This window comes from Pseudoalteromonas sp. GW168-MNA-CIBAN-0100 (assembly GCF_040309225.1).
Taxonomy (GTDB): Bacteria; Pseudomonadota; Gammaproteobacteria; order Enterobacterales; family Alteromonadaceae; genus Pseudoalteromonas; species Pseudoalteromonas arctica.
In genome coordinates this window covers 34,789-61,777 of the sequence record NZ_JBEOOL010000014.1, presented here as the reverse complement: position 1 = coordinate 61,777, position 26,989 = coordinate 34,789, and the positions used below count along the sequence as shown (strand labels likewise).

General features: G+C 40.0%; 29 protein-coding genes. 9 read left to right on the top strand and 20 right to left on the bottom strand.

Annotation, left to right across the window (positions count from 1 at the left end; genetic code table 11):
- Positions 1–5: 5 nt before the first annotated feature.
- The 3 genes from AAEY62_RS10475 to AAEY62_RS10465 all read right to left on the bottom strand — a co-directional run bounded on the left by AAEY62_RS10475 (position 6) and on the right by AAEY62_RS10465 (position 2,240).
- Entirely contained in the window at positions 6–731 is a 726-nt protein-coding gene (locus AAEY62_RS10475) for a response regulator transcription factor (RefSeq protein WP_024589630.1), read from the bottom strand.
- 62 nt (positions 732–793) lie between these two features.
- Complete coding sequence (locus AAEY62_RS10470) at positions 794–1,528, bottom strand: spondin domain-containing protein (RefSeq protein ID WP_024607274.1); 735 nt, start codon at positions 1,526–1,528, stop codon at positions 794–796.
- A 10-nt stretch (positions 1,529–1,538) separates the two neighbouring features.
- Positions 1,539–2,240: a spondin domain-containing protein gene (locus tag AAEY62_RS10465; RefSeq protein ID WP_350634917.1), complete on the bottom strand. Its 702-nt coding sequence runs from the start codon at positions 2,238–2,240 to the stop codon at positions 1,539–1,541.
- Between the two features lie 184 nt (positions 2,241–2,424).
- Here AAEY62_RS10465 and AAEY62_RS10460 point away from each other — a divergent pair, with 184 nt between their 5' ends.
- Entirely contained in the window at positions 2,425–2,790 is a 366-nt protein-coding gene (locus AAEY62_RS10460; RefSeq protein ID WP_007580507.1) for a DUF4870 domain-containing protein, read from the top strand.
- Between the two features lie 227 nt (positions 2,791–3,017).
- Complete coding sequence (locus AAEY62_RS10455; protein WP_024589631.1) at positions 3,018–3,452, top strand: YqaA family protein; 435 nt, start codon at positions 3,018–3,020, stop codon at positions 3,450–3,452.
- A gap of 19 nt (positions 3,453–3,471) precedes the next feature.
- Here AAEY62_RS10455 and folX read toward each other — a convergent pair whose 3' ends face one another.
- The 7 genes from folX to ycaO form a co-directional block, all read right to left on the bottom strand.
- Complete coding sequence (gene folX / locus AAEY62_RS10450; RefSeq protein WP_007377309.1) at positions 3,472–3,828, bottom strand: dihydroneopterin triphosphate 2'-epimerase; 357 nt, start codon at positions 3,826–3,828, stop codon at positions 3,472–3,474.
- A 4-nt stretch (positions 3,829–3,832) separates the two neighbouring features.
- The gene (gene folE / locus AAEY62_RS10445) at positions 3,833–4,387 is read right to left on the bottom strand and encodes a GTP cyclohydrolase I FolE (protein WP_002962341.1); all 555 of its coding nucleotides are present in this window, start codon (positions 4,385–4,387) and stop codon (positions 3,833–3,835) included.
- Between the two features lie 22 nt (positions 4,388–4,409).
- Positions 4,410–5,129 (bottom strand): dihydromonapterin reductase, encoded by a 720-nt coding sequence (folM, locus tag AAEY62_RS10440; protein WP_350634916.1) that lies wholly within the window; start codon positions 5,127–5,129, stop codon positions 4,410–4,412.
- Between the two features lie 223 nt (positions 5,130–5,352).
- Positions 5,353–6,183, bottom strand: a complete 831-nt coding sequence (gene nadE, locus AAEY62_RS10435) for an NAD(+) synthase (RefSeq protein ID WP_024589633.1) — start codon at positions 6,181–6,183, stop codon at positions 5,353–5,355.
- Positions 6,184–6,251: 68 nt separating this feature from the next.
- Positions 6,252–6,881 (bottom strand): YceH family protein, encoded by a 630-nt coding sequence (locus AAEY62_RS10430; protein ID WP_024589634.1) that lies wholly within the window; start codon positions 6,879–6,881, stop codon positions 6,252–6,254.
- 43 nt (positions 6,882–6,924) lie between these two features.
- Entirely contained in the window at positions 6,925–10,287 is a 3,363-nt protein-coding gene (locus AAEY62_RS10425; protein WP_350634915.1) for an ATP-binding protein, read from the bottom strand.
- A 115-nt stretch (positions 10,288–10,402) separates the two neighbouring features.
- Positions 10,403–12,163: a 30S ribosomal protein S12 methylthiotransferase accessory factor YcaO gene (gene ycaO, locus AAEY62_RS10420; protein WP_024589636.1), complete on the bottom strand. Its 1,761-nt coding sequence runs from the start codon at positions 12,161–12,163 to the stop codon at positions 10,403–10,405.
- Between the two features lie 156 nt (positions 12,164–12,319).
- On the opposite strand from ycaO, the gene AAEY62_RS10415 reads away from it, so the two are divergent.
- From AAEY62_RS10415 to AAEY62_RS10400, 4 genes are all read left to right on the top strand, one after another.
- Positions 12,320–14,605, top strand: a complete 2,286-nt coding sequence (locus tag AAEY62_RS10415) for a penicillin acylase family protein (RefSeq protein WP_024589637.1) — start codon at positions 12,320–12,322, stop codon at positions 14,603–14,605.
- A gap of 79 nt (positions 14,606–14,684) precedes the next feature.
- Positions 14,685–15,533: an MBL fold metallo-hydrolase gene (locus AAEY62_RS10410; protein WP_024589638.1), complete on the top strand. Its 849-nt coding sequence runs from the start codon at positions 14,685–14,687 to the stop codon at positions 15,531–15,533.
- A 98-nt stretch (positions 15,534–15,631) separates the two neighbouring features.
- Positions 15,632–17,164, top strand: coding sequence for a bifunctional GNAT family N-acetyltransferase/carbon-nitrogen hydrolase family protein (locus AAEY62_RS10405; RefSeq protein ID WP_010554553.1), 1,533 nt, complete (start codon positions 15,632–15,634; stop codon positions 17,162–17,164).
- Positions 17,164–17,481, top strand: a complete 318-nt coding sequence (locus tag AAEY62_RS10400) for a DMT family transporter (protein WP_350634914.1) — start codon at positions 17,164–17,166, stop codon at positions 17,479–17,481. Before AAEY62_RS10405 ends, AAEY62_RS10400 begins: the two co-directional genes overlap by 1 nt.
- 67 nt (positions 17,482–17,548) lie before the next feature.
- Here the strand turns inward: AAEY62_RS10400 and AAEY62_RS10395 are convergent, their stop codons facing one another.
- Positions 17,549–18,427: an EamA family transporter gene (locus tag AAEY62_RS10395; RefSeq protein WP_024589639.1), complete on the bottom strand. Its 879-nt coding sequence runs from the start codon at positions 18,425–18,427 to the stop codon at positions 17,549–17,551.
- 239 nt (positions 18,428–18,666) lie between these two features.
- On the opposite strand from AAEY62_RS10395, the gene AAEY62_RS10390 reads away from it, so the two are divergent.
- Complete coding sequence (locus AAEY62_RS10390; protein ID WP_350634913.1) at positions 18,667–19,050, top strand: MAPEG family protein; 384 nt, start codon at positions 18,667–18,669, stop codon at positions 19,048–19,050.
- Positions 19,051–19,123: 73 nt separating this feature from the next.
- On the opposite strand, the gene AAEY62_RS10385 is transcribed toward AAEY62_RS10390, so the two are convergent.
- The 3 genes from AAEY62_RS10385 to AAEY62_RS10375 form a co-directional block, all read right to left on the bottom strand.
- On the bottom strand, positions 19,124–20,335 hold the full coding sequence (locus AAEY62_RS10385; RefSeq protein ID WP_350634912.1) for a M56 family metallopeptidase: 1,212 nt from the start codon (positions 20,333–20,335) through the stop codon (positions 19,124–19,126).
- A 9-nt stretch (positions 20,336–20,344) separates the two neighbouring features.
- Positions 20,345–20,719, bottom strand: coding sequence for a BlaI/MecI/CopY family transcriptional regulator (locus tag AAEY62_RS10380; protein WP_101217671.1), 375 nt, complete (start codon positions 20,717–20,719; stop codon positions 20,345–20,347).
- 102 nt (positions 20,720–20,821) lie between these two features.
- The gene (locus AAEY62_RS10375) at positions 20,822–21,514 is read right to left on the bottom strand and encodes a pseudouridine synthase (RefSeq protein WP_101217672.1); all 693 of its coding nucleotides are present in this window, start codon (positions 21,512–21,514) and stop codon (positions 20,822–20,824) included.
- 90 nt (positions 21,515–21,604) lie between these two features.
- Here AAEY62_RS10375 and AAEY62_RS10370 point away from each other — a divergent pair, with 90 nt between their 5' ends.
- Positions 21,605–21,910, top strand: a complete 306-nt coding sequence (locus AAEY62_RS10370) for a DUF6482 family protein (protein WP_024607733.1) — start codon at positions 21,605–21,607, stop codon at positions 21,908–21,910.
- 40 nt (positions 21,911–21,950) lie between these two features.
- Positions 21,951–22,358, top strand: coding sequence for a GNAT family N-acetyltransferase (locus AAEY62_RS10365; RefSeq protein ID WP_101163819.1), 408 nt, complete (start codon positions 21,951–21,953; stop codon positions 22,356–22,358).
- Between the two features lie 10 nt (positions 22,359–22,368).
- On the opposite strand, the gene AAEY62_RS10360 is transcribed toward AAEY62_RS10365, so the two are convergent.
- From AAEY62_RS10360 to dapF, 6 genes are read right to left on the bottom strand one after another with little or no spacing between them, the layout of a single operon-like run.
- A complete protein-coding gene (locus tag AAEY62_RS10360) occupies positions 22,369–22,725 on the bottom strand; it encodes a HopJ type III effector protein (RefSeq protein WP_197152270.1) in 357 nt (118 codons plus the stop codon).
- Positions 22,726–22,746: 21 nt separating this feature from the next.
- Positions 22,747–23,850 carry a retroviral-like aspartic protease family protein gene (locus tag AAEY62_RS10355; protein WP_350634911.1) on the bottom strand — a complete coding sequence of 368 codons (1,104 nt, stop codon included), beginning with the start codon at positions 23,848–23,850 and terminating at the stop codon, positions 22,747–22,749.
- A 28-nt stretch (positions 23,851–23,878) separates the two neighbouring features.
- A complete protein-coding gene (locus AAEY62_RS10350) occupies positions 23,879–24,586 on the bottom strand; it encodes an HAD-IA family hydrolase (RefSeq protein ID WP_121954373.1) in 708 nt (235 codons plus the stop codon).
- Between the two features lie 10 nt (positions 24,587–24,596).
- Positions 24,597–25,541, bottom strand: coding sequence for a tyrosine recombinase XerC (locus AAEY62_RS10345; RefSeq protein ID WP_165729329.1), 945 nt, complete (start codon positions 25,539–25,541; stop codon positions 24,597–24,599).
- Complete coding sequence (locus AAEY62_RS10340) at positions 25,538–26,152, bottom strand: DUF484 family protein (RefSeq protein WP_197236941.1); 615 nt, start codon at positions 26,150–26,152, stop codon at positions 25,538–25,540. The genes AAEY62_RS10345 and AAEY62_RS10340 overlap by 4 nt, the downstream gene beginning before the upstream one ends.
- Positions 26,149–26,979, bottom strand: coding sequence for a diaminopimelate epimerase (gene dapF / locus AAEY62_RS10335; RefSeq protein WP_033017114.1), 831 nt, complete (start codon positions 26,977–26,979; stop codon positions 26,149–26,151). The genes AAEY62_RS10340 and dapF overlap by 4 nt, the downstream gene beginning before the upstream one ends.
- Positions 26,980–26,989 lie beyond the last annotated feature (10 nt).

Sequence of the window (26,989 nt, the reverse complement as noted above, 5' to 3'; positions counted from 1 at the left end):
GTGTCTTAATTGAGTTGGCTAGGGTTTAGTTTGTAACCAACACCCCAAACTGTTTCGATGATAGGCGCTTGTTGGTGTTCTTCTAGCTTGGCACGTAAGCGGTTTATATGTGAATTAACCGTGTGCTCGTAACCACTGTGTTGGTAACCCCATACTTTATCGAGTAATTGTTGACGACTAAAAACATGATTAGGATGGCGTGCAAAGTAAACGAGTAAATCAAATTCGGTGGCGGTAAGGTTAAGGACTTGCTTGCCTAAATACACTTGGTGCGAGCTAAATTCTATATTGAGTGAGCCTACATTTAGTGTTTGTTCGCTATCAACGGGGGAGTTGTCGTTATTTTGGCTAGCGAGTAGTTGTGCTCTGTGGCGTAATTGGGTTTTTACTCTGGCTTGTAATTCGCGTGCAAAAAAGGGTTTACAAATATAATCATCGGCGCCCATTTCAAGGCCAATAACTCTGTCCATATCGCTACTAAGCGCGGTGAGTAAAATTACGGAGGTAGTTGGGTAATGCTCTTTTATTTTTCGGCATAAGCTCAAACCATCCATTTGGGGTAAGTTTATATCGAGTAAAATAAGTCCGTAGGGATGCTTAGCTATTTTTTTTAAGGCAAGTTCTGCGCTTACAACATGATCAACATGTAAGTTAAGCGACGTTAGCTGCGTGGTAATTAACTTACCTATTTCTCTGTCATCTTCTACTACTAATATTTTTTCGTGACGCATGTATTACCTCGTAAAAAGGGGGGCATCCGTGCTCCCTTACTTCCCCATTACAAGCTGGAACGTTACTGCGTGCGCGTAATTACTATTTTCGATACTGGGTTATCAAACTTATGTTCAACACCAAGTGCTGATGTAGATAATCCATCTTGATTTGAAACAATGCCCGGATGCATTGTTATTATATCGGCTGTATCGTCACGTATTTCGTTAAACCCTTCACCGCTAGCGGCAGGACCTGGCACAGTTTCAGCTGTTTCTGTATTTGCTTCCGTACCCGCATCATAAGCAGTCGTAGTGCGTGATAACGAACCGCCAACTTCTAATGTTGATACATCTAAAGAACTAAGACCGGTAAAAGCATCATTTGTATTCCCAAGCATGGCAGCAAATGACAAATTAAGCGTTTCTTGCTCTTCAACAGTAATGATTACTGTGGTGGTTTCACCAGGGCCAATAGCGCCTTCAGCTGAAACTGCAGCAAGTGCACTTTCGTAGCTGAGGTATTCTTCATTTGCACCGCTTTCTGCAAGCATTTCTAAACCAACAGAAGCTGTGGTGCCGAATGTCCAAGGTGCTTCATCTTCAAAAGCAATGACAGAGAGTGGTGACAAAGGCTGTCCTGCAGTTAAGTTACTAAAAGTAATAGTAAACTCACTGATCACAGGTTCTACAACAATTGGCTCAACAACGACCGGCTCTTCAACAACTGGGTCGTTATCATTATCGCTACACGCTGCAAGTGTGGTTGCAAGTGCAAGCACTAGTAGACTTTTTTTAAGGTTGTTAGCAGATGACATAATCATGCTCCTACTTAACTGTAACGGTTAATTGCGCTACTGGGTTTAACCATCTGTGTACTGTATTACTTAAATCGCTATTACCCGCTTCTAAATCGTCATCACCTAAGCTACCTGGGTGAATATGAATGCTAGTATTTGTATCACCACTTAATACACCTGTACCGCCAGTGCCAGCGTCGCCACCTGGAGCCGCAGGAATACCCGGAGTACCTGGAGCGCCAGAGCCTTCAACTACAAGCTCATTGTTTTGTTCTGTGCCTGCATCGTAAGCATTTAAATTAATAGTGTAAGTACCCGCTTCTGTTGGGATTTTCCAGCTGTTTAAGCCTACAAAGCCATCATTAGTTGGTAGCATCATTGCAGTTAAAGATAGGTACTCGTTACCGTCGGTAGTGGTTAGTGTTGCCGTTGTAGATGCGGCTGGTGCAAGTAAACCTTCAGCTGGATTTGCAGCCATATCACTGCCCGCTGCAGCTGCTTGTGCAACTAGCTCTGCAATATTGCCGCCTTCAGCCATTGTTTGTAATGCTGTAGATGCCTCTGTTGCGACTTCAAATAGTGTGTCTTCGCTGTTGTGTGCTGTAATTAACAGTGGAGTGAAGTGAATACCCTTGGTTAGGTTAGTAACTTTTAGGTCTAATTCTGCGGCCATAGTCGATTGGCTAGCTGCCGCTAAAAGAATTGCAATTGTTAATGTAGAAGTTTTCATTATTATTCCTGTAAGTGATGATTCGAGTTTAGTATTGAATAATCGTCTCCAGAAACTCTCACAAACTTATCACTTTTTTATCACAAGATTTTACGCTGTGATTTTTAAATACAAATACGTTGGTTGATTTGTAGACATTTGTTTAGTTAAGAGGCAACATACATAAAACAAAAAGGAGAGTGTTATGGAAGAAAATCAACAGGTTGAACCAGTTAATAAAGATGACCGTATGTGGGCTATGTTATGCCATTTGAGTGCGCTTGCCGGATTTATTGTGCCGTTTGGCTCAATAATTGGGCCATTAATTGTGTGGTTAATTAAAAGAGATGAGATGCCAGTTGTTGACGTGCACGGTAAAAAGGCGCTTAACTTTCAAATAACGATGGCAATTGCATATGTAGTTTGTTTTTTACTGATGTTTGTAGCAGTAGGCTTAATATTACTACCTATAGTGGCAATTTTTGGGTTTGTAATGGTTGTAATGGCGAGTATTAAAGCTAACGAAGGTAAAGAGTTTAATTACCCGTTTAGTTTAAATTTGATAAAATAAAACCTCAGTTATTTTTATACCAATTGCATTAAATTAGTGATCTATTATAGCGATAAGAAAATAGCTCAATAACAAGGCTAAAATTATGATACATAGTTGTTCTATATAAATAATTTTTAACGTCGTTAGTGAGTTATTTAATACGCTAGAGTGATCATGTTTTTAATAAAATTGGTATTATAAACCCAGCTATAGGCTGGGTTTTTACGTTTAGCCATAAGGACATTATGCTTTATCTCACGTTATTTATTAGCGCATTTATATCTGCCACATTACTGCCCAGCTCTTCTGAGGTGATAATGGTGGGGATGATTGCCCAAGGTAAAGTTAATTTATGGCTTATGTGGTGCGTAGCAACACTTGGAAATGTATTGGGAAGCTGCGTTAATTACTGGTTAGGCACGCAGGTACTGCGTTTTAAAGATAAAAAATGGTTTCCTGTATCGCAAAAAGGGCTTGATAGCGCACAAAAGCAATTTAATAAATATGGTGTATATAGTTTGTTATTTGCTTGGTTACCGGTTGTGGGAGACCCATTAACGGTGATTGGAGGCATATTTAAAGTGCGATTTAACACCTTTTTACTGTTAGTAACACTAGGCAAAGGCGCGCGCTATTTAGCGGTTATCGCCCTTGCCGTAGGATTCGAAAAGCTTTTTTAAATAAGTTTTTTTTAAGGCCTTATTTAGCCCAATCAAGCGTTAACGACACTGAGTCGGCAAAACGCAGTGCATGCGGTTTATCAACACGTGCTTTAGCGTAATGAACACTTGGGTGTGAGTGACAAACCGCAAGAATTTCAGCCACTAATTTTTCGAGCAGTAAAAAGTGGCCTTGCTCTACTAAGCTAATTACTTCTTTGGTGATCACTTTATAATTAAGTGCTTGGTCAACTTCATCCGTTTTACACGCGTCATCAGCAGGGTAGTGAATCTCTAGGTTGATCACTACATCTTGCTTTTTTTCACGCTCATCGGGGTTAAAGCCAATAAACGTACGCAGGCGCAAATTAGTAACGTTAATAATTGCATTAGCCATAGGGTTAACCTTTTATAAGCTGCAAAAATTCGTTACGTGTTTTAGGATCGCTTCTAAAGTTACCTAACATTACTGATGTACGCATGCTTGAATTTTGCTTTTCTACACCGCGCATCATCATACACATGTGTTTTGCTTCAACAATAACGCCCACACCTTTAGCGCCAGTAACTTCTTCAACTGCTTTAGCGATTTGATGCGTTAGCTGTTCTTGAATTTGAAAACGGCGTGAAAACATATCAACAATACGTGCAAATTTAGACAAGCCCAATACTTTACCGTTTGGAATATAAGCAATATGGCAACGGCCAATAAAAGGTAGTAAATGATGCTCACACATAGAGTAAAGCTCTATGTCTTGCACTAACACCATGTCGTCAGCGTCAGATGTAAATACCGCTTTATTAGTTATTTCATCAAGCGTTTGACGATACCCTTGCGTTAAATATTCCATTGCTTTTGCAGCACGTTTTGGCGTATCAAGTAAGCCTTCGCGGTTAGCATCTTCGCCTACTGCGGTGATGATTTTTTCGTAACTTTCTTTTAATTCATTGTGCATAAATATCTCAGTTTATTTATATTTACTTTAAATGACGGCCGCCATCAACAGGCAAAGAGCGCCCTGTGATGTAGTGGCTTTGTAATAGTAGATCAATGCTATTGATAATTTCTTGGCATCCGGGTTCAATTCCCATTAATGATTTTTTAAGGGTCTTAGCTCGATATTGCTCATCGTCATGTTCATTAAAAATAATGAGTGATGGAGCAACCGAGTTCACTTTTATGTTTGGCGCATATTTAGCGCTAAACGATTTAGTTAAGTTATCGAGAGCCGCTTTACTTGCTGCATAAGCTAAGTGTTTAGGGCTGCCTGTTTCAACTACATAATCAGTAAGGTGAATTATATCAGCAGGTACTTTTGCACTTTGCTGATAGTTTAAAAGCAGCTCAGCGCACATTAAATTAATTAAATACGGTGTTTTGGCATGTATACGCATCATATTATCGAACAGTACTGCAAAGTCAGGATTGTTAGCTTCGCAGTCCCAGCTTGATGCATTGTGAACAATAGCGCGTAGGGATGTTGTATGCTCTTTAAGCTTATTTATAAATGCACTTATACCGTCATCGGTACTAAAATCGGCATAAATGCATACAGCGCCTTGTTGCTCTAATTTATCAACAGCGGCGTGACGAGTACGATACGTGATAATAATACTCAGCCCTTGGGCTATATAATGCTGAGCGAGTGCTAAACCAATACGTTGGCCTGCGCCGGTAATTAAAATGGGCGATGTCATATAAGGCAGTGTTCTCTTTGGCGGGTAGTTATACCAATATTATTAAAAATATCATCGTTCTATCGCTTTTTCATAGGGCTATAATAGCTCACTAACTTAACGCAATTGGTATTATAAAATTCAAAGCGTTAATTCATTAAAATATACGCAGCTTCTTAATCTGTCGATCAAAAAAGCAATTAATCCTCAAAGGCATTAATTGCTTTATTTTAGCTACTAAACATTAATCGTAGATTGTCGGAATTGGTTGACGCTTATGTTGTGTACGCGTGTAAATACTTACAAGCTTTTGTTCAACATCATTAGACACAGGTTTACCTTCTAAAAAGTCATCAATTTGCTCATAGCTCAAACCAAGTGCTTCTTCGTCTGTTAAACCTGGGCGGTCACTTTCTAAATCAGCTGTAGGTGCTTTATCTACCAATAAAGCTGGGGCACCTAGTGCAGTAGCAAGTGCACGAACTTGGCGTTTTGATAAACCAAACAGAGGGGCTAAATCGCACGCGCCGTCACCAAATTTAGTATAAAAACCAGTAATGTTTTCAGCACTATGATCGGTACCCACTACTAGGCCTTGGCAAAAACCTGCAATTTCGTACTGAGCAACCATACGTTGACGCGCTTTAACATTACCTTTAATAAAATCTATTTGAGCTTGCTCAGGCAGTGCTTCACCACAGCCAACTACAGCAGCTATCGCTTGCTCATGCAATGCATCAGCCGCAGGTTGTACGTTTACGGTCATACGTTTACTTGGCTGAATAAAATCAACCGCCATTTGTGCTTCATCTTCGTCAGCTTGTACACCATAAGGTAGGCGCACTGCAATAAACTGATACTTGTCAGTATCGTGTTCTTTATTTAGCTCGTTTACAGCAAGTTGACATAAGCGGCCGCAGGTTGATGAGTCAACACCACCGCTAATACCCAGTACTAACGAGCGTGAATGAGCTGCTACCAAACGTGTTTTAATAAAATTAACTCGGCGAGTTATCTCAGCATTTACATCAATAGTTGGCTGAACCTTCATTTCAGCCATAATTTCGGCGCGCATTGCCAGCTCCTTATAAAATTTAATATGTGATACGCAATAAACTTATTATGTGATTTAGTCTTAATTAATTAAAGTTTTAAATGAGCTTTTATTTTGCGAAGCTCTACTTTTAATTCTTCTACTTCTGCCAGTAAATCACTTAATTCTTTATCTTTAATTACTTCACTTGGTAGAGCAACAAAGGCATCGGCGGGATTATTTTGTTGTTCGCCAAATAAATGAATGTATCGGCTGTCGCGTTTACCTGCTTCTCGTTCTAATTTACGGGCGTAATCGCTTTCAATCAGTTTATTGAGCGCTGTTTCTACTTCATTTACGTTATTAAAATCAGCAAGCCTAGCACTGCGAGTTCTTAATTCACCTGGGGTTTGGGCACCACGTAAAAGTAATAAACAAACAATGGCACGCTGCTGAGTAGAAAATTGCAGATTACTAAACTCAGTGTTGCAAAAGCGGTGGTCGTATTTATTTACGCGACCAGAAAGCCCTTCATCTATAGTTACCAAACGCATGTCTATTAGTTCATCAAGTGCGTTTTGCACGTCACTATCTGTAAGATTTAACACAGGATCGCGATTAGACTTTTGATTACATGCGTTCACTAGAGCGTTTAACGATAGCGGATAATGTTCTGGCGTTGTGCTTTGTTTTTCTAGTAAACAACCAAGAATACGTTGTTGATTTGCTGATAACTGCATAAATAATCTCAAATTAGTAAGCGTATTTTATTAGCTTACACCTTTATTGGATACCAAGCCATTGCTGGAGTTTAGGTTTTAGGGCGGCTAAATCGAGCGGCTTACTTAAATAGTCGTTCATGCCTGCTGCTAGGCATTTTTCTTTATCGCCCTGCATGGCATTGGCTGTAAGTGCAATAATAGTAATATTTTCATTACCCTTACCTGCATCGCCTTCTCTAATAGCTTTAGTAGCTTGGTAGCCATCCATTTCAGGCATTTGGCAATCCATTAAAACTAGCTTATATGGCTTACCTTGTTTTGCATTGAGTTTTACAATTGCCTCAAGCCCATTTTCAGCAATATCAAAAGTCACACCTGCTTGCTTTAATAGCGCCGAGGCAACTACTTGGTTTATTTTATTGTCTTCAACGAGCAGTAGTTGTGGCTCTGATGAATCGAGTACTGGTGCTTTAGTTAGTTTATTTTGTAGTTGTGCTTGTTGCTGCTGTTGTTCAATGTATTTATCGTTAGTGAGTGAGTCAAACAAATCAGAAGGTGTGAGTGGTTTGAAAATCATACAGTCGACTTCCATACCTACTTTAGACTCCTCAGGTGAATAACTCATTGGCGCCATAAGAACTAACTTGCAACTATGCATATTTATAAAGTTTTTAAGCGCAGTTATATGCGTTTGCGGCGCTTTTTCAAAAAAGTAGTAATCAACTAAAATAGCTTCAGGGTGGGTGGTTACATTATTTAAATAATCATCAACCTCAAGATAGTCATGTACGCAATTAACTTTTGCGCCCCATACTGTGAGTTGTTTACTGGCTGTATTTGCATTTAACGAACACTCATCAATAATTAAAATATGTTTGTTTTTAATTAAATGACTCGGTAAATCTTGTTCTTTACTTAAGCGAGGCTGTATTTGTATTGTGAAAGAAAATGTACTTCCCTCACCTTGCATACTGTTTACGCTTACTTCACCGTGCATTAATTCACACAATTGTTTTACTATCGCAAGGCCAAGTCCTGTGCCCCCAAACTGGCGTGTAGTTGAGGTATCTGCTTGTGTAAATGAATCAAATAACGACGCTTGTTTTTTAGGGTCAATACCAATGCCAGTATCAATAATCGAACATTGTAGGAACGAGCCATCCGTTGTTTCATCCACTTTGGCGGTAATAACTACTTCGCCATCAATAGTAAATTTAACGGCGTTGCCAATTAAGTTATTCAGAATTTGGCGTAAGCGGTTCGGATCACTAATTATTTCGCTAACTGTAATTTGAGTGGCATCTAAAATAAGTTTTGTATTGTTTTGCTCTACTTTTAAAGCAAACGACTCAACCACTTCTCCTAATAACCGAGGTAGGTTAAATTGCACGTTTTCAATATCGAGCTTACCGGCTTCAATTTTAGAAAAGTCTAATATGTCGTTAATTATATTAAGTAAAGATTGAGCTGATGACTGAGCAAGTTCGATATGATGCTTTTGCTGTAGGTCTAGTTGCGTTTGCTTAATTATATTAAGCATGCCTAAAACACCATTCATTGGTGTGCGAATTTCGTGGCTCATACTCGCTAAAAATTCACTTTTAGCTTCAACAGCTTGTTCTGCAGTTTCTTTGGCGGCAACCAGCTTTTGTTCAGTTTCAATTCGTTGCTGGCTCGAGTGCAAGCTGCCTATTAACGCTGCAACGGCAATTAAAAAGCTTTCTTCGTTTTTAGACCAGTGGCGCTTGGATTGACATTGCTCGGCGCAAACAACGCCTATAGCACCACTTCCCGCAGGAATAATTACGCACAGCATTGATTTAATCTCGAGTGGCATTAAATACTGCTCTTTAATTGGTGCGAGTATTGGGTGTTCTAGTGCATCGGGTGCATTAAATACTGCTTGATGATCTATTGCATTAAAAAAGCTGGGGTTGTTTTTTCTTAGCCAAATAGAGTCAATTTTGTCACTAGACGAATGTTTGCTATGTATGGCAAAGGGGCTTAGTTGAGACTTGTCTTCATTAAAAAACCAAATACTGGCACGTTTAATATCGAATGCTTGGCAGATTGCTTCAGTGATAATATCTTTCGATTGGCTAAGTTGCCCATTTAATATTAATTTATTAACGGTAAGAGAAGCTAAAATTTCGTTATGTAATGCGGTTTTATTATTTTCTAATTCAATCTTTTTACGGGTATCAATATTCTGTAATGAGCCAAAAATACGTGTGCATCGTCCATTCTTTTGTTCTGCTTCACCATGTACGAGTACCCAAACAGATCCACCTTCTGCATCCATTACTTCTAATTCAACTTCGTAGCTTTCACCATATTTTATGGCTCGTTCAATTAAAGGTTTAATTGTTTCTCTGCTAGTGCCTTTTTTAAAGTAATTTAAATCTTTAGGCCATTCTGGTTGGTTATTTAATGGGTATTTAAATAGTTTTTTGGTCATATCAGACCAATACACTTGTTTAGTTTCTAAGTTAAATGACCATGCGCCTATTTGAGCTAGATCACTCATTGCTTCAAGCATTTTTTCATTTTGTTGCTGACGATTAAGCATTTTCAAAAAGAATAAAAAGGCCCAAATTAATAATCCGCAAATAATTATAATTGATAACCGAAGTGGCCACACAGCTGAATTTGGTGGGCTCCAACCTCTTTTAGGTGCTACGTAAAGTTGCCAATTGCCACCTTGAAAGCTTAACGCAAACTCAAGGGGATCTTGCTCTATTATGTTTTGATCACCGTAAAAAAATTCCCCTTTGCTGCCAAGTCCATGCCTGCCTTGTAAAGCGACGTTGTACTCTTTTCCTAGCTCATAAATACCTGAATTTTCATAGACTTTGTCAATGTTGAGAACAACTGAGAGTAATCCCCAAAAGCGATTCTCTGGCGGTATGTAAACAGGAACTCGGGCTATAAGTGCGATGTCACCTTGGACTAATTTTAATGGGCCAGCCATTACGATAGCATTTGTATCGCGGGCTCTAATTGCATCAGCGCGTTGGTTTTTTTCTTCTAAGAAGTTCAAACCGAGCGATTTTTCGTTACCTTCTAAGGGGTAAGTCATGCGAATGACCATATCGGGAGCGCCACCAATGTTACGTAGCTCATTAGAGGTTTTAAATAGGGGTTGGGCAATTTGTTCAAATTGGGTTTGTTGTAGATTAGGCTGCGCCGCTACGGCAACACCTAAACCTCGAACCAATTGGATATTAGAAACTAAAATAGATTCTAATTGAGCACGATAGGTACTTATTTCAGAGAGTATCTGTAACCTGTGAGCATCTTTTACACGATTATAGTTAATATGATCAAGAACAACACCAACTAGTACAGTTAGCGTAAGCGATAACCAAAAGGTCAGCTTAAAGTTATGAACATTCGTTTTTTTGTTATTACTAGACGGTGGCATTAGCTACATCGTGGCGTTAATTTAGGCAAATTAACTATAGCTAATTTATGACATAAATGAAAACGGCGCATTAACAAATGCGCCGTTTATTTTTTATAATTAGTAGTTTAGCGAGTTACGAATCGCTAACTTCACGTGCCCAATGATTTTGCTTTGCTACGTGTAGCTTGCGGTAACCATCAAGTAGTGCCGCATGCTTTTTAAAGCCTTCAAGCGATAAACCTGGAAAAGTTAAACCGTTAAACTGCTTTTTACCTTCGGCAATTTCTATAGCCAGCGCTACATTATTAGCACCAAACATTAAGCCTAATGCATCTTGGTAATCAGCGTATTCGCGCTCGTCATCGTATTTAATTTCAAGAATCGCTTTTAAACAGCGGAAGTGGCGCATTGCATCTTCGTTTACTTGGCCCGTATGAAGTATCCAATCAACCCAATCAATGGCTTCTTCGCTGCCTGCGGCTAAACATAGGTGCGCTTTAAGCTCACCTATACGCAGTGTGTGCCATGGTGTGTCGGCATCAGTTGCTAAGCCAATAAATTCTGCGGCGCGGATAATATCGCTATGACCGGCTTCTTCTAGGCTGTCGTAAATTTCCATCCATTGCTCTGCATCGTACTGATCAAGCGATAGGAATGCTTCGCGAAATTTTGCGCCTTCGTTGTTGTTGCGCCAAATAAGCTCATCAACTGGATAAATGTCTGACATGCCAGGTACTAAAATACGACATGCGTATACGTTTAGGTGCGTGTAATCCATGATGTATATATCGTGATCCATGCTGTGAATCAGGTCAGTACAGAAGTTATATTCTTGCTCTGTTGTGCCGCTAAAGTCCCAGTGTACAAATTCAAAGTCAGGTTTTGCACGGAAGAAATCATGCGAAATCAAACCGCTTGAATCAATAAAGTGCAGTTCAATGTTTTCTGGTGTTGCTACTTCATCGTTATCAAATGTTGCAGGTTGGAATACATCTAGTTGATCTAAACGACGACCTTGTAGTAACTCGGTAACGGTACGCTCAAGCGCTACTTCAAATGAAGGGTGAGCACCAAAAGAGGCAAATACAGAACCATCAGTTGGGTTAATAAGCGTTACGCTCATTACTGGGTAAATTCCCCCAAGTGATGCATCGGCAATACGTAAATGAAAGCCATGGCTGCGAAGCTCTTCACACGCTTCGTGAATTTTAGGATATTGCTTAACAACATCTTCAGGCACGATTGGTAAACAAATGCCTTCGGCGATGATGCGGTTTTTAATCGCGCGCTCAAATACTTCTGATAAACCTTGTACGCGAGCTTCAAACTTCGTGTTACCTGCGCTCATACCGTTAGATACAAAAATATTACCAATAACGTTTACCGGAATGTATACGTCTTGGTTATCGCGTTGGCGAGTGTAGGGCAGGGTACAAATGCCACGATCAATATTGCCAGAGTTAAAATCAAAGAGATGTGATGCGTTAAGTTCGCGCTCTGGGTCAAAGTAATCCCATAAGCTTTCATCCATAATACCTTGTGGTACTTCGTCGCCTTCAACTTTAAACCATTTTTCGGTTGGGTAATGAGTAAACTCGCCATTGGCAAATTCTTCACCTAGATAAAAGTCTGCAAAAAAGTAGTTACAGCTTAAACGCTCAAAGTATTCACCGAGTGCTGAGGCAATAGAGGCTTTGTCGGTTGCGCCTTTACCATTGGTAAACATAACACCGCAGTCACTGTCTTTTATATGAACCGAATAACAGTTAGCTACAGGGTTAAGCCAAAGCGCTTCTTCAACATTAATGTGTAGGGCTTCAAGCTTGTTTTGCATGGTAGAGATTGACGATTCTAGGTCGCGGTCTTTACCTTTGATAAATGTTTTTTCAGTCATATTGATCTCAACTAGTTCTGCACGATGTGTGGAGCTGACATTATCGTGGATTTTGATGTTTATTTCACCCTTTGCGAGCAAGAACATTATTATTTAATAAAACTGTGGTTATTATATGTCCTTAACGCTTGGTCAAAACGTGCAAAGGAAAGGTTGATGTTTAAAGTAATCAAACGCTTGTTATTATTAATTGTGATTTTAGGGCTGGCAAGTACCGCCGTTGTTTATGGTGTGCTTAGTTTAAGTTTACCTGCCCTTGATGGAAACGGACGTAGTAACGCGGTAGTAGAGCCCGTAAAAATTTCGCGCGATGCACTAGGGCAAGCAGTGATAAATGCAAATAGCCGAAACGACGTTGCCTATGGTTTAGGTTATGCGCATGGGCAAGACCGATTTTTTCAAATGGATTTACTAAGACGTAATGCCGCAGGCGAGCTAAGTGAATTATTTGGCGAAGCCGCGTTGGGGCTCGATAAAAAGATGCGTTTTCATCAATTGCGTAAACGCAGCCAAATTATTTTACAAACGCTGCCTGATGCAGATAAGCAATTACTTAAAAGTTACGCTCAAGGTGTAAACGAAGGTTTAGCGCAAGTAGGGTATTCAAGCTTTGAATATTTACTAACCGGTGCAACACAAAAGCCATGGCAAAGCGAAGACAGCCTACTTGTGATATTTAGCATGTACCTTGATTTACAAAGCGCGACATTTGAACGTGACCAAGCACTCATTCAAATTGAGCAAGCGTATGGTAAGCAAATGGTTGATTTTTTAACGCAACCAAGTAAGTACCAAGCCGCACTTGATGGCAGTAAATTAACGCCTTATAACGCCGGTATACCTACTTTGCCCACTCAAACAGAGCATACAGTTAAAAGTATTGAAGCCAACCAAGAGCGCGGCAGTAATAACTGGGCAGTTACGGGAACGCTTACTAAAACAGGCGCTGGAATGGTGTCTGATGATATGCATTTATCGATGGCAGTGCCTGTAATTTGGTACAGGGCTCAGCTAAATTATATACAAAATGGAAAACCCGCTCAGGTAACCGGTGTATCGCTGCCCGGAGCGCCGGCAATTGTTGTTGGCACTAACAACAATGTTGCATGGGGATTTACTAATGGTTATTTAGATACAGCCGATTGGATTGCATTAAACGATGATAGTAAAACATGGCAAGTAGATGAACCTATTGTATTACCCGATGGGGAGGTTGAAAACTATTCATTAATACTCAGCGAATATGGCCCTGTAAAATATATTAACGAAAAACCTTATGCATTGAGCTGGGCTGCACATCAGCCTTACGCCGTTAATATGCAACTATTAAAGTTAGAACAAGCCAAAACAGTAGATGATGCACTTGCTGTAGCAAGCGATGTAGGAATACCTGTGCAAAACCTAATGGTGGTAGATAGCCAAGGTAGTGCAGCGTGGAAAAATATGGGCGGTATACCGGCTCGTAAAACGCCAAGTGAGCTCGGTGTAAATGCCGGTGACTACTCAGCGCTTTGGCAGCAAACCGAATTAGAACGCCCCTTTATTAAAAACCCACAAAGTGGGCGATTATGGACTGGTAATTCTCGCGTGGTATCGGCTGAAGATAACGCCCGCTTTGGCAATGGTGGCTATGCACTCGGTGCACGTTCGAGCCAAATCCGCGATAGATTATTTGAAAAACAAACATTTGCAGAGAGCGACTTTTACGCACTACAGCTCGATAACCAAGCTCGCTTTTTAATGCCTTGGCATGCTTTGTTATTAAAGCAATTAAAAGCCGATCAAACCAAAAATCAGCAATATATAACAGCGCTCGAAAATTGGCAGCAATGTGCGTGTTCAACCTCCATAGGGTATACCTTAGTTAAGCGCTACCGCGATGAAGTGATTAATATTTTATTTAGTAATATTGAAAGCCAATTAAATAAACAGCAAGGCACACTTAAATACGTAAAACGAGATTTAGAGCCTGCAGTTTGGCAGCTTATTAATAACAAACCCGATACGTGGATAAACCCGCAATTTAAAAGCTGGGATGCACAATTACACGGTGCATTTAACCAAACTATCACTAAGCTTACTGAGCAATTTGGTAATAATGTACAAAGCTGGCAGTGGGGCAAGGTCAATGAGTTAGTGATAGAGCATCCGTTTGCAAAGCAAATGCCGTTACTTGCTAAGTTATTAAATATGCCCACAGCAGCGGGTTTTGGTGATAGCTACATGCCCGCCGTACAAGGGCGTAGTTTTGGCGCATCGCAGCGCTTTATTGCTCAACCTGGGCATTTAGAACATGCAATTTTAGCTATTCCCGGTGGGCAATCGGGGCATCCTCTTTCTGAATTTTATAGAGCGGGGTTTAGTGATTACGTAGAGGGTAAACATACACCTTTATTGCCGCAAACACTTATGCATCAAATAGTCATAAGTCCTATTAAATAACGTTTAAGTGATAAGTGAGTGAGCTTAAATAGTGATAAAAACGTTCTATATTTATTAATTCATACAACAGAGAACAAAAATGAAAAAAATACTACCCGCATTAATAACAGGTTTATTACTAAGTACAGCAGCGCAATCCGACGAGGGACCAGTAACAGCACAAAAGCTAAGTGAGCATGTATACGTACTATTTGGGCAAGGCGGTAATATTGCAGCGAGTGTAGGTGATGATGGCATTTATATTATTGATGATCAGTTTGCCAAACTCTCAGATGATATTAAAAAAACGATTAGCGATTTAAAACCAGGCAGTGCAGAGTTTGTTATTAATACGCATCATCATGGCGATCATACCGGTGGCAACGAAAACTTTGCTAAAGCGGGTGCGCACGTTATAGCACACGACAATGTACATAAACGTTTAGAAGAGCAGCATGGAGAAGGGTCAGACTTTTTACCGCGCATTAGTTTTGGTCACGATTTAAAACTGCATTTTAATAATGAACACGCCCATGTAGTGCATTACGAACATGCACATACCGATGGTGACTCGGTTGTCTTTTTTAGTAACGACAACATAGTGCACATGGGCGATATTTACTTTAATTTTGGCAGCTTACCGTTTGTTGATGTAGATAGCGGCGGCAGCGTTGATGGTATTTTAGCGGCAGTAGACGATGTAGTTAAACAAATTGACGACAACACTAAAGTAATACCAGGACACGGTAAGGTAAGTGACCGTTCAGGACTGATAGCGTATGGTAAGCTAGTTCAAAACGCGAAAGACGTAATGCTAAAAGCAATGCAAAATAATGCAAGCTTAGAGCAAGTACTTAAAGCCGATCCATTGGCAGAACTTGGTCTTGAATACGCAGGCTGGTTACCAAAAGAGAAAGTAACCACACTCTTTTATCGCAGTTTAAAGTAGTACATCTAAAGTAAAAAACATGATACAAAGCTGAGTGTATTCTTGATTTAATCGAGCGTACATTCGGCTTTTATTTTCTTATGCCTAAGGAGTTGTGTATGTCGGCAGAAAAAACCCATCTTGAAATTTGTAACTTAACCAGAGAGCAATATCCGCAAATTAAAACCTTGATGGATCAAGCGTATCCCGACTTAGGTGGTGCGTGGCCAAGTCATACCATTTTTAGATTAATAGACCAATTTCCTGAAGGGCAAATAGGTATTGTAGATGACGGCGTGCTGGTGGGCTTAGCGCTGAGCGTACAAGTTGATTACACACGTTTTTCAAACCCGCATACATACGAAGACATTGCAGATGGTCACGACCGTGTATTTAGCGATACAGACGGCGATGCGCTATACGGCTTAGATGTTGCCATTAGCGAAACTCACAGAGGCATGCGCTTAGGTCGTCGCCTTTATGATGCCCGTAAAGAACTGTGCCGCCAATATAACCTACGCGCTATTTTAGCGGGTGGGCGTATTCCGCGTTATTACAATCACAGCAGTGAAATGACGCCAATGGAGTACATTGCAAAAGTAGATCAGAGGGAGCTATACGATCCTATTTTAAGCTTTCAGTTGTCTAATGATTTTCAGGTAAAGCGTTTGCTTAAAAAGTATTTACCGGAGGATCAAGAGTCAGTAGGTTACGCCACTTTACTTGAGTGGAATAACATTATGTATGAACCAACCGACACGGTACTCGAGTCAACTAAATCAATTGTGCGCGTAGGTGCTGTGCAATGGCAAATGCGTTGTGTTGAATCGGTTGAAGAAATGCTAAAGCAGGTTGAATACTTTGTAGATACCGTATCTGACTACAAAAGTGACTTTATACTATTCCCTGAATTTTTTAATGCGCCATTAATGGGGCTAGGAAATCAAAGTAATCAAACTGAAGCGATTCGTTATTTAGCGGAATATACCGAAACGTTTAAAAACGCGATGTCGCGTATGGCAATAGAATACAACGCCAATATTATTACCGGCTCTATGCCGCTTGCCGAAGACGATAAAATTTATAACGTGAGTTATTTATGCCACCGCAGCGGTAAAATAGACGAGCAACGTAAAATACATATTACCCCGCATGAGCAAAACGATTGGGTTATTCAAGGCGGCGACAAAATTGCCGTATTTGAAACCGATGCTGGGCGTGTAGGTATTCAAATTTGTTATGACGTAGAGTTTCCTGAGCTTTCACGCATATTAGCAAAACAAGGGTTAGATATTTTGTTCGTCCCATTTTGGACCGACACTAAAAATAGCTACTTACGTGTGCGCCATTGTGCACAAGCGCGTGCAATAGAAAACGAATGTTATGTGGTTATTGCAGGCTCGGTAGGTAACTTACCACAAGTAGAAAGCCTTGATGTGCAGTACTCACAATCGGCTGTATTAACGCCATCGGACTTTTCGTTCCCGCACGATGCAACACTTAACGAAGCAACACCTAATACAGAAATGCTGTTATTTAGTGACCTTGATATGGATAAGTTAAAAATTCTTCACAGCGAAGGCACAGTGCGTAACTTAAAAGATCGCCGCGAAGATTTATATGAAGTTATATTGAAAAAGAGAGATGTTTAATGGCGTGGATTTATTTGGTTATTGCCGGTTTACTTGAAATTGGCTGGCCGATAGGTTTAAAAATTTCGCAAAACTCAGATACTCGCTGGCAAGGCATCGCAATAGCGGTGGCATTTTTAGTTGCTAGTGGTTTTATGTTGTGGCTTGCTCAAAGGCAAATATCAATGGGCACCTCATACGCGGTGTGGACAGGTATTGGCGCTGCGGGTACGTTTTTAGTAGGTATATTGTTTTATAACGATGCAGCTACATTTGTTCGTATTGCGGGAGTATTAATGATTATTAGCGGTGTGATAACACTTAAAATAAGCTCTTAATTGGTAATTTGAATAAACGCTTAATTATGAATAGCGCAGGTATAAAAGCCTGCGCTTTTTTATGCTCTTAACTTGGCAACATGACCAAAATAGCGGCAATGGCTATGAGTATTAAGCCTGCAGTATCTTGTTTTTTAAGTGGCTGCTTTAACCAAAGTACGGCAATTAGCATGGTAAAAAATACTTCAACCTGTCCAAGTGTTTTAACGTAAGCAACGTGCTGTAAGCTCATTGCACTAAACCAGCCAATAGAGCCGACACAACTAAAAACACTAATAGCGGCTGTAGTGCCTTTGTATTGCCACAGTTTACTGAGCGTTTTTGGCTCTTTTAGTAATAAATAGCCCAGTAGTATTAGCGTTTGTAAGCTAATTACAAACAGCAAAACCCAAGCGGCTGAGTGTGGAAATAATAATCCTGAGTTTAAGCTCGCTTCACGTACCCACAGTGATGTAAGTGCAAAGCAAGTACCACAAGAAAGTCCTAGTAATGCAGTTTTAGCATTAAAGTGTTTAACGCTTGTTATGCCGCTGAGTAGCAATACGGCAATAGCGCCAAAAAACACACCAAGCCAACCGAGTAAAGAAAGTGCCGAGCCAAAAAATAATACACCTAAAATAGCAGCCACTAACGCTTCGCTTTTGGCAAGACCAGCACCTACAGCGTAATTATTCATTTTAAATAACTTAACCATTAAACCAGTGGCAAGTATTTGCATCACACTTGCGCCTATAATAAATCCCCAAAAGGCATTATTAAACGTAGGCATGGCGGTATCTTGATATTGATAAAGGCCATATAAATACACGGCAGCAATAGGGCCTGCAATAATAAAGCGGGAGAGAGTTACGCCAGCAACACTCACATCGTTACTTAATTTACTTTGCAGGGCATTACGCCATGCTTGCATGAAGGCGGCTAAAAAAGTGAAAAATATCCAGGTCATGGTCGTCATCGTTAAAATGTAAGGCAGTAAAGTTAACAAGCTTTGTGAAGTAAAGCGATGCATTAACTATGATGTTGAATATTCATCATCTGCGACATTATGTCGCATGGGTTTGGGGATAAATTTAGCTATAGTAAGCCTGATGTTATTGTTAGCCGCCAGCGTTTGTCATAAAACGTATCTGGCGGCTTTTTTATTGCGCTTATGCTAAATTATCCGAAACATCAAAAGGATAAATTATGACAACATTAGTTGTATGTGCATTACTTGCGGTATTAATGCCTTACTTTGCAAAAGTGCCGGTTGCTATAGCAATGGCAAAATTAGGTCGATACGACAATAAACACCCAAGGGCGCAACAAAAAAAATTAACCGGCTTTGGTGCACGGGCGCTCGCTGCTCATCAAAACTGTTTTGAATCGCTTGCTGTTTTTGCTGTCGCTATTGCAGTTGTACTGGGCACTAACTCTGTAGGTGCAGTGACCGAAATGTTAGTGGTTACGCATATTGTGTCGCGTATTTTGTATTGCGTATTTTACTATATGAACCTAGATATAATTCGCTCATTAGTGTGGTTTATTGGTTTGGGTACAGCCATTGCCATGATTGTGGTGAGTTTGTAGGTTTATAGCGTAAAACCACAAAGCAAGCAGCCTAAAAGGGCGCTTGCTTTGTAGTCTTGAACAACTCGTGGCGTTAATGCGACACTTTAATTCGCTCAATTAAATCGGTAGGTGCCACTTCACTATTAATCGCAAAATCTAGTTGTACAAGTACATCTTCAAAACCTGAATCTGATGCTTTATATTTCCATTTTGCTAGCGCCTCTTTCGCTGATTTATCAAAAACATCTTTAGGTTTAGATTGAATAACACTAATGTTTTTTGTTTTACCGTTTGCTGCAATATCGTATTTTAATACAACAGAGCCGCTGATCCCTTGTTGGGCTGCTTGTATTGGGTAAGCCGGTTCAATGCGTATTGTTGGTGAAATATGTTCCTCTTGCGTTTTATTTACTTCAGGTTGTTTTGCAATTGCTAAGCCGCTTAGCATACTTGCTGCTACAAGCAATAAGCCACCTTTAGCAAGCTTTGAACGCTCCCCACTGTGTTTTATATTAGTTAGTCGTTGTAACATGGTTTTTTTATCTCCGTAGTGTGAATAAGCCATAAGTCCTGTGGGCGCATTTGCCGCGCAGTTTATTAAGGCTTTGCTATATAAAATATGTTGTTGTGTGGTTTTATTGCTAAGTACCCGTTCATCACAAGTCAGCTCTTGTAGTCGGCGCATGCTTGCGTAACAAAACCAAGCTAGTGGGTTAAACCAAAGTAAAATAGTAGGTAGTAACATAAGTGCGTTTGTTAGGTTGTCTTTGCGTTTTATGTGTACGTTTTCGTGCTCTAAAATAAGCGCTAATGTGGCTTTATCAAACTGGGTATTGTAGTTACTCGGTAACACCAGCTTGCTGTTTAAAATACCGACCACCATTGGCGTGGCTACATGTTGGCTGGTATAAGTTTTAACATCAGCGGTAAGAGTGCCTTCAAATTGGGTTAACTCAGTTAACTGCAGGCTTTTAACAAAACGGGTATGCGTAATAAAACTAGCTATTAATAACCCTGCGGTAATGAGTACATACATGAGCGCCCAGCTAATACCCATCTCATGTGTAAAGGGCTGATTAGGGGTGATTAAGTAATGGCTAATATTACTATTTTGCAGTGGTTTAACCGCATTTGGTAAATTAGCAATCACCAATGCCGCAGGTAATAGCCATGCTAATTTATATACAAACCGCGAGCCAAGGGCTTTTAAACCAAATCGCTCGAGTAAAATAAATCCACAAAACAAAATGCTTAATAGTAATTGCTGCTCAATCAACCAATTAAAACCAGTTTGAATAACCATGTTAATCCCTTACTTTTGGTTTTTTTCCCAGTCATCTATAACTTTTTTAAGCTCGTTTATATCTTGCTGAGAAAGCTGCTCCGATTTAGCAAAACCACTTACAAGTGGCGCAATACGCCCACTAAAAAAGCGCTCAATAAAGTTTTGGCTTTCTTTTAAGGTGTAGTCGGCGCGCTCCATACACGGCATATAAATATACTGGCGACCGTCTTTTTCAAATGTTAGTGCGCCTTTTTTTACTAAACGACCAAGTAAGGTTTTAATGGTTTTTTCGTGCCATTGTTTATCGTCGCTTAAGCGCTCAATTATTTGGCTCGCGGTGGCGGGGTAGTTAATCCAAAGTGCGTCGAGCACGTCAAACTCTGCTTTTGATAACTCAATCATGCTATTGCCTACAACTGTAATCTTTAATTAAAGACTACATCTGTAATCTGTAATTGCAAGTTTATTTTTTAACTTTTTGAGATGTAGTTAAGTGACTTGGTATTAGATTTTTGAAATATCGTTTTTATTAATTTGTATATATTGGTTTTCAGGTAGGTTTAGTTTTGAAAGGGTGAGGTCACTAAATTGCACTCTAAATAAATCAATTACTTTGTAGCCGCAGTAATGCGCCATTTTACGTATTTGCCTGTTTAACCCTTGCTTTAAAACAATACTAAATTGATTGCTAGCTATTTTATTAACTTCGCAAGGCAGGGTTACGTGTTTATCAACCGGTACGCCTGCTGCCATTTTTTTACAAAAAGCATCGTCTAAAGGCTTATTTACGGTGACTAAATAATGTTTAGGCTGGTGGAAGTCAGGATGTATTAGTTGATTACAAAAATCCCCATCGTTGGTCAAAATAAGCAAACCGCGAGAGTCTTTATCTAATCGACCAATAGGGTAAACACGGGTGAGTGTGGGCAAATGGTGAATAAGGCTGGCTGGGTCATCAATATTTAATTTACAGTCAATACCTACTGGTTTGTGGTACGCAAAATAAACTAAATCGGCAGCACCTTTAATTTCTTTTTCGTTCACTATTACAGTGTCTTGCTCATCAACGTGATCAATGTGATTAGCTGGGCGATTATTTACAGTCACAACGCCTTCGTCAATTAAACGCGAGGCTTGTTTGCGAGAACAAATACCTGAATGGGCAATATATTTAGCTAGTCGGATTTTTGTACTCATAACGTATGATGTCAGCGGCCAATAAAAATTTGATCGCGATTATAGCAAAGCTGCGTATCTATGAGGTTACTTTTAAAAAAGGTGGTTGTTATGGGTATGAAATTCTCAGAATTAAAAAAACATGAGCCATTACAAAAGGTGGTTGCGCATTCTCTTGAAATGGCATTATACCAAGTCTCTGTAATTATAAATAATGTTGAATATTACGTGACAGAGGAAAATGGTGAGTTTATAAAAGCACTAAGCCCACTGCATATTCAAAAGCGTTTTGAAAAAATAGCCTATGCACAAATGATGCTACGCCATACAAGTGCTTACGATGAAATGTGCGGTCAACCCGAAAAAACAGCCAGTAATATGCTTGAAGTCCCATTTGGTAAAAATAACCTGTATTGATTGAGCTAGTTTGCTAGTATCAGCTCTTTAAGGGCGATAAATGTATCAATTAAAAGTAGATAATATCGATGCGTTAAACTCAGCGCTTCGCGCACAAATGGTTGAATTTAACGCCCAGCATTTTGATGCGCAAAGAGTGCCATTAGGCTATAAATTTACTGATGAGCAAGGCGAGCTTGTTGCCGGTATTAGTGGGTGTGTGTTTGGAAATTGGCTGATGATTAGTTGGCTTTGGTGTAGCGATAGTGCACGAGGTAAAGGGCTTGCAGATAAATTGCTAACGGCACTTGAGCAAGCTGCTATTGAGCTAGGAGCAACAACTGCTCAGCTTGATACACTTGATTTTCAAGCAAAACCTTTTTACGAAAAGCGCGGTTATAGTGTTAAGTATCAACTTAATAATTACCCACGCTCAGGTACGCGTTACTTTATGGAAAAGCCACTTTAATTTTTGCTGGCTATTTTTCTTTTAGTGGCTCGCCTTCAAAGGTAATACCTAAAAAAGGTGTTGCCTCTGGTGCTAACATAAAAGTGCGAATATTTAGGTGATCATCGCCTTTTGGGTTTTGCAGCACGTCTTGTCGGTAAAACTTACCAAAGCAATCTAACGTATTTTGTTTACTTAAATCGTTTAATTTAGCAAACGCAAAAATTTTACATGAGCCGTTGTTCTCACTCGCAGCGCTAAGTAATCCATGGTTATTAAAGCCACATGCAGTAAAGTCGTAATTTGCTTCAATCACAGCCATTGTATCGGTAAATTGAATGCTTTTTGGGTTTTCAGCAAGTGCTTTTAAATAGTTATTTAGTGTCATGTGTTACCTTTGGATTTTTAATTATTTAGCGCTCAACTCTAGCTCATCTGTTTGCTGATTTATATTGAATTTAAATCGCGATAAAAAGTTCATCCCTAGCAAACCTTGTCCGCGTGTGTTTTCAATGCTCAACACTTCAAAACCATAAATAATTTGCGAGCCCACTTTAAACGATTCAATTTGATAACGTTTTACAACAATTTGACCGTTAGCTGTGTTTACCGTTACATCGCCTAAATATAAAGGTTGTGGCGAAATTTGCTCAATTATACTTGTAGGTAGTGAGGTTACGCTTGCGCCTGTATCAATCATTAGTTCGGTCGATAGATTGTTATTTATTTCGGTGTTTATTAAGTAATGCGCGCCGTAAGGCGTTAAAGCAACAAAGTCGTCTAGCGATTGTGCTTTATTGATCATCGCTTGCAGTGTTTGCACTTGGCTTTTCAGATTGTGCTGGTTTGGCATTCGATCAAGGGTTGCTTGTGCGCTAATTAAATCGCCTTGCTGATAGTGGGCGTACGCAAGCGGATATAAAAACTGCGCGTTATCGCTTTTATAATCAAGCCAAATTTGTGTTTGCTCAATAATAGCTTGCCAATTTTGTTGCTCAGTTAATGTGTGTAATTCGTTTTGAGTGAGCGTATTTAAACGTGTATTTTCGTTACTTTGCTGATCAGCAGGTTGTAATGAATTAAGCTCAAATAAAGCAATAATGGCGTTTTGTGTTTGCTCGCTATTTATTAAATACTCAACCTGTAAGTTAAGTAATTCTACGTTATAAGGGCTGTTATTTAATAGCGCATTGAGAAATGACTCGCTGAGTAATAAATTGCTATTTAGCCATGTTTTAAGCTGTATCAGCCACGATGAATAAAGTTTTTTTGCACTTTCTGGGTAGCTATTTTTGAGTTGTTGATAGCTACTAAGTGCGGCTTCAAATTGGTGTTGTTTAAATTGCTGCTTTGCCGTATTTAGTAACGTATTTTGTTGTTTAGGCGATATGCTTTGCTGGGCACTTTGCGTTTTTTGTGGTGTAGTTAACGCAGGCTGCGGCCATAATAAATAAGCGTTAAGGCTAAGCGAGCCAATTAATAGCAAGGTGATTAGCTTGGTATAGTGTCTCATTGTGACCTCTTATTTTTAAACGAGTAGGTTATTTAATAAAGTGCGTTAAAGCATGGATGTTGACTATTTCAATATCAGCCAGCCCTTTATAAGCATAATTGGCGCCTTGATCGTTTAACCATACCGATTGGCAACCGGCATTATTTGCGCCTTGTACGTCGGTATCTAGGCTATCGCCAATGTGTAAAATTTCACTTTTAGCAACGTTTAAATGTGTGGCTGCTTTATCAAATAAGGTGCTGTGAGGTTTTGCTTTACCGTGCATACCTGCTTGCAGTACGAGTTCAAATTTATCGTGTAAGTTAAAGCGTTCAATTTCAACGTTACCGTTAGTAATCGCAACAAGCGTAAAGTGTTTGGCTAGGTTATCTAGTAAGTTTAGTACGTCATCGCTTACGACTATGTTGCTGCGCGCATCGGCAAAGGCGTTATAGGCGGCATTTGCATGGCGCTCTACATCATCTGCGGTAAACCCAAGTTTAGAAAGCGCTAAACGTAGGGTGTGTTTGCGCCATTTAGTTACATCATCTGCGAGATCTGGGTTTTGTATTACGGCAAGTTCGCGACATAGTTGCCAGTACTTTGGACCTTGCTCTTGATAGCCCGGTAGCGCGTTTAAATAATTTTGTTGGGCTTTAACGGCTGCTTTTATAATAGGGTGATTGCTGTATAGCGTGTCGTCTAAATCAAAGCTCATGACAGAAAATGGCTTAATAGCACGATTAAATCGGATCATATTTATTTTCCTAATCAGTTCGTTTTTTTGCGCGAGGGTGAGTGTTGTCGTACACCTTGGCTAAATGTTGAAAATCTAAATGCGTATACACTTGTGTAGCCGACAAACTGCTGTGCCCTAGTAATTCTTGCACGGCGCGTAAATCACCAGATGATTCTAAAATATGTGACGCAAACGAGTGGCGCAGCTTATGCGGGTGAACCTGCGAGCTAATGCCTTGTTTTATTCCCCACTCTTGCATGCGTAGGCGCACTTGGCGAATCGAAATACGATTTTTTTGGCTACTTAAAAATACTGCTATTTCATCGGGCTTTGTAAATTGAGGGCGTATTGTGAGCCATTTTTTTAATGCGTCTAACGCTTTTTTACCCACCGGAATTAATCGCTCTTTATTGCCTTTACCACGCACTAAAATTTCGCCATTAGCAGCGCTAATATCTTGCATGTTAGCGCCAACTAATTCGCTTATACGCAGCCCTGATGAATACATAAGCTCCATCATTGCCTTATCTCTAATTGCGAGAGGCTCGTCGTCGGGTATTTCGAGTAAGCGCGCCATTTGATCTACGTCGAGATTTTTAGGTAGGGGCTTTGCAAACTTAGGACCTTTTATACCCACCGCCGGATTATGGTAATGCGATTGCTCGGCAATATTTTTTGCTTTTAAAAACTTATATAAGCTGCGAATACAACTGAGCTTTAAGCTAATTGTACGGCCACTTAATTGTTTTGATCGCAGTGCCATGCTGTAGCGGCGAATATGCTCGCCTTGTACGCCAAACCAGTCATCACATAGTTTGCTAAAATAAAGGGCTGCAAAGCCAAGTTGGCTTACGTATTGATTAACTGTGTGCGCTGAATATTGTTTTTCAAACTTTAAATAATCGCTAAATAGCGTTATGGGTGTACGCCAATTATCGCTTAACTGGGTAGTATTAGGCGCATCGTCACTCATGCTAGTTTTTGCAACCGCAGGTGTAATGCGTTTATAAAGTCGAGCACAAACAGGTTATCTTGCGCGGGCTCAAAATGGTTTACGTTACTGCTACCAAACGCCAAAATAGCGATAGGGTGTTTAGTGTCGCCAATTAAATAAATAGCGACAGATTGTGTATCTTCACTAAATAATAATTCGCGCTCTTGCTGATTAATACGCCCTAAATAATGCCCAGAATGGGTAAGGCGATGCGCAATAAGTTCGTCGTATTTGTGATTATATTTTACTAATTTGCAGTCGTTAACATCTTCACTTGAGCAAATTATATTGCGTAGATTATTTGCAAGAGTGTCAAAATCGTCATGATTCCAAAGTTGGCGATGACACTGGCTAAACAAACGATATACAAGCTCGTTTTGCGTTGCATGCTTGCTCATAGCGTCTATTTGGTTTTTTAAAAGCGTGTTGTGCTCGCGTAATTGGCGTTGCTGAATATGTACCAGCGACGTTGCACCTTGAGCTTGCTGTTGCAGCTCAAGTTGTGTGAGTAGCTCCGGGTGCTGAACCAAAAAATCAGGATGTTGATGTAAGTAATCAATAACCTGTTCTTTACTACTTAGCTCGCTCATAGCGCTACTTGCCCGTCGAACACATGCTCTGCGGGGCCAGTCATGCGTACTGGGTGACCTTCGCCACTCCAACGTACTTGTAAGCTACCGCCTGGTAAATCTACTTGAACGGTTGTTGATAACTTATTTTGTAGATGACCAATCACCATTGCTGCACACGCACCTGTGCCACAGGCTAGGGTTTCGTTAACGCCGCGCTCCCACACTCTTAATTTAATGTGTTCTTGCGATACAACTTGCATAAAGCCAATGTTCGCTTTTTGTGGAAAACGTTCGTGGTTTTCAAGTAATGGACCCAATATATCAACTTGCGCGGTGGTTACGTCGTCAACTTCTAGCACGCAATGCGGGTTACCCATAGATACCGCGCCACTAAATACAGTGTGTTCTTCGGTTCTAATAATATAAGTAAGCTCACGCTTGCTCGCTTTTAAAGGGATTTTACTTGGCTCAAAATTTGGATGACCCATGTTAACCGTTACTTGACCGTCTTTTTCTATGTAGAGCGTTAAGTTGCCCGACTTGGTCGACACAGTAATTTTATGCTTGTTAGTAAGGCCCTTCATACGTACAAAGCGGGCAAAACAGCGTGCGCCGTTACCGCATTGTTCTACTTCGGTACCATCGGCATTAAATATTCGATAATGAAAGTCGAGATCAGGAGAATATGGCGCTTCAACCATTAGCAATTGGTCAAAGCCAATGCCAAAATGGCGATCTGCCAGTTTTTTGATTTGATCTCGCGACAAAAAAACATTTTGTGTAATGTTATCAATCACAACAAAGTCGTTGCCTAAGCCGTGCATTTTGGAAAAATTAACTAACATAGCGCTCTAA

Excerpts from the sequence above, each read along its gene's own strand:
- AAEY62_RS10470 (WP_024607274.1), bottom strand. The coding sequence starts at position 1,528 with ATGTCATCTGCTAACAACCTTAAAAAAAGTCTACTAGTGCTTGCACTT.
- AAEY62_RS10455 (WP_024589631.1), top strand. The coding sequence starts at position 3,018 with ATGCTTTATCTCACGTTATTTATTAGCGCATTTATATCTGCCACATTA.
- AAEY62_RS10410 (WP_024589638.1), top strand. The coding sequence starts at position 14,685 with ATGAAAAAAATACTACCCGCATTAATAACAGGTTTATTACTAAGTACA.
- AAEY62_RS10370 (WP_024607733.1), top strand. The coding sequence starts at position 21,605 with ATGGGTATGAAATTCTCAGAATTAAAAAAACATGAGCCATTACAAAAG.
- ycaO (WP_024589636.1), bottom strand. The coding sequence starts at position 12,163 with ATGACTGAAAAAACATTTATCAAAGGTAAAGACCGCGACCTAGAATCG.
- AAEY62_RS10360 (WP_197152270.1), bottom strand. The coding sequence starts at position 22,725 with ATGACACTAAATAACTATTTAAAAGCACTTGCTGAAAACCCAAAAAGC.
- AAEY62_RS10430 (WP_024589634.1), bottom strand. The coding sequence starts at position 6,881 with ATGCAGTTATCAGCAAATCAACAACGTATTCTTGGTTGTTTACTAGAA.
- AAEY62_RS10425 (WP_350634915.1), bottom strand. The coding sequence starts at position 10,287 with ATGCCACCGTCTAGTAATAACAAAAAAACGAATGTTCATAACTTTAAG.
- AAEY62_RS10340 (WP_197236941.1), bottom strand. The coding sequence starts at position 26,152 with ATGAGCGAGCTAAGTAGTAAAGAACAGGTTATTGATTACTTACATCAA.
- AAEY62_RS10395 (WP_024589639.1), bottom strand. The coding sequence starts at position 18,427 with ATGACCTGGATATTTTTCACTTTTTTAGCCGCCTTCATGCAAGCATGG.
- AAEY62_RS10385 (WP_350634912.1), bottom strand. The coding sequence starts at position 20,335 with ATGGTTATTCAAACTGGTTTTAATTGGTTGATTGAGCAGCAATTACTA.
- AAEY62_RS10345 (WP_165729329.1), bottom strand. The coding sequence starts at position 25,541 with ATGAGTGACGATGCGCCTAATACTACCCAGTTAAGCGATAATTGGCGT.
- nadE (WP_024589633.1), bottom strand. The coding sequence starts at position 6,183 with ATGCGCGCCGAAATTATGGCTGAAATGAAGGTTCAGCCAACTATTGAT.
- AAEY62_RS10400 (WP_350634914.1), top strand. The coding sequence starts at position 17,164 with ATGGCGTGGATTTATTTGGTTATTGCCGGTTTACTTGAAATTGGCTGG.
- AAEY62_RS10380 (WP_101217671.1), bottom strand. The coding sequence starts at position 20,719 with ATGATTGAGTTATCAAAAGCAGAGTTTGACGTGCTCGACGCACTTTGG.
- AAEY62_RS10415 (WP_024589637.1), top strand. The coding sequence starts at position 12,320 with ATGTTTAAAGTAATCAAACGCTTGTTATTATTAATTGTGATTTTAGGG.
- AAEY62_RS10365 (WP_101163819.1), top strand. The coding sequence starts at position 21,951 with ATGTATCAATTAAAAGTAGATAATATCGATGCGTTAAACTCAGCGCTT.
- AAEY62_RS10355 (WP_350634911.1), bottom strand. The coding sequence starts at position 23,850 with ATGAGACACTATACCAAGCTAATCACCTTGCTATTAATTGGCTCGCTT.
- folM (WP_350634916.1), bottom strand. The coding sequence starts at position 5,129 with ATGACATCGCCCATTTTAATTACCGGCGCAGGCCAACGTATTGGTTTA.
- AAEY62_RS10475 (WP_024589630.1), bottom strand. The coding sequence starts at position 731 with ATGCGTCACGAAAAAATATTAGTAGTAGAAGATGACAGAGAAATAGGT.
- AAEY62_RS10460 (WP_007580507.1), top strand. The coding sequence starts at position 2,425 with ATGGAAGAAAATCAACAGGTTGAACCAGTTAATAAAGATGACCGTATG.
- AAEY62_RS10390 (WP_350634913.1), top strand. The coding sequence starts at position 18,667 with ATGACAACATTAGTTGTATGTGCATTACTTGCGGTATTAATGCCTTAC.
- AAEY62_RS10465 (WP_350634917.1), bottom strand. The coding sequence starts at position 2,240 with ATGAAAACTTCTACATTAACAATTGCAATTCTTTTAGCGGCAGCTAGC.
- dapF (WP_033017114.1), bottom strand. The coding sequence starts at position 26,979 with ATGTTAGTTAATTTTTCCAAAATGCACGGCTTAGGCAACGACTTTGTT.
- AAEY62_RS10375 (WP_101217672.1), bottom strand. The coding sequence starts at position 21,514 with ATGAGTACAAAAATCCGACTAGCTAAATATATTGCCCATTCAGGTATT.
- folX (WP_007377309.1), bottom strand. The coding sequence starts at position 3,828 with ATGGCTAATGCAATTATTAACGTTACTAATTTGCGCCTGCGTACGTTT.
- AAEY62_RS10405 (WP_010554553.1), top strand. The coding sequence starts at position 15,632 with ATGTCGGCAGAAAAAACCCATCTTGAAATTTGTAACTTAACCAGAGAG.
- folE (WP_002962341.1), bottom strand. The coding sequence starts at position 4,387 with ATGCACAATGAATTAAAAGAAAGTTACGAAAAAATCATCACCGCAGTA.
- AAEY62_RS10350 (WP_121954373.1), bottom strand. The coding sequence starts at position 24,586 with ATGATCCGATTTAATCGTGCTATTAAGCCATTTTCTGTCATGAGCTTT.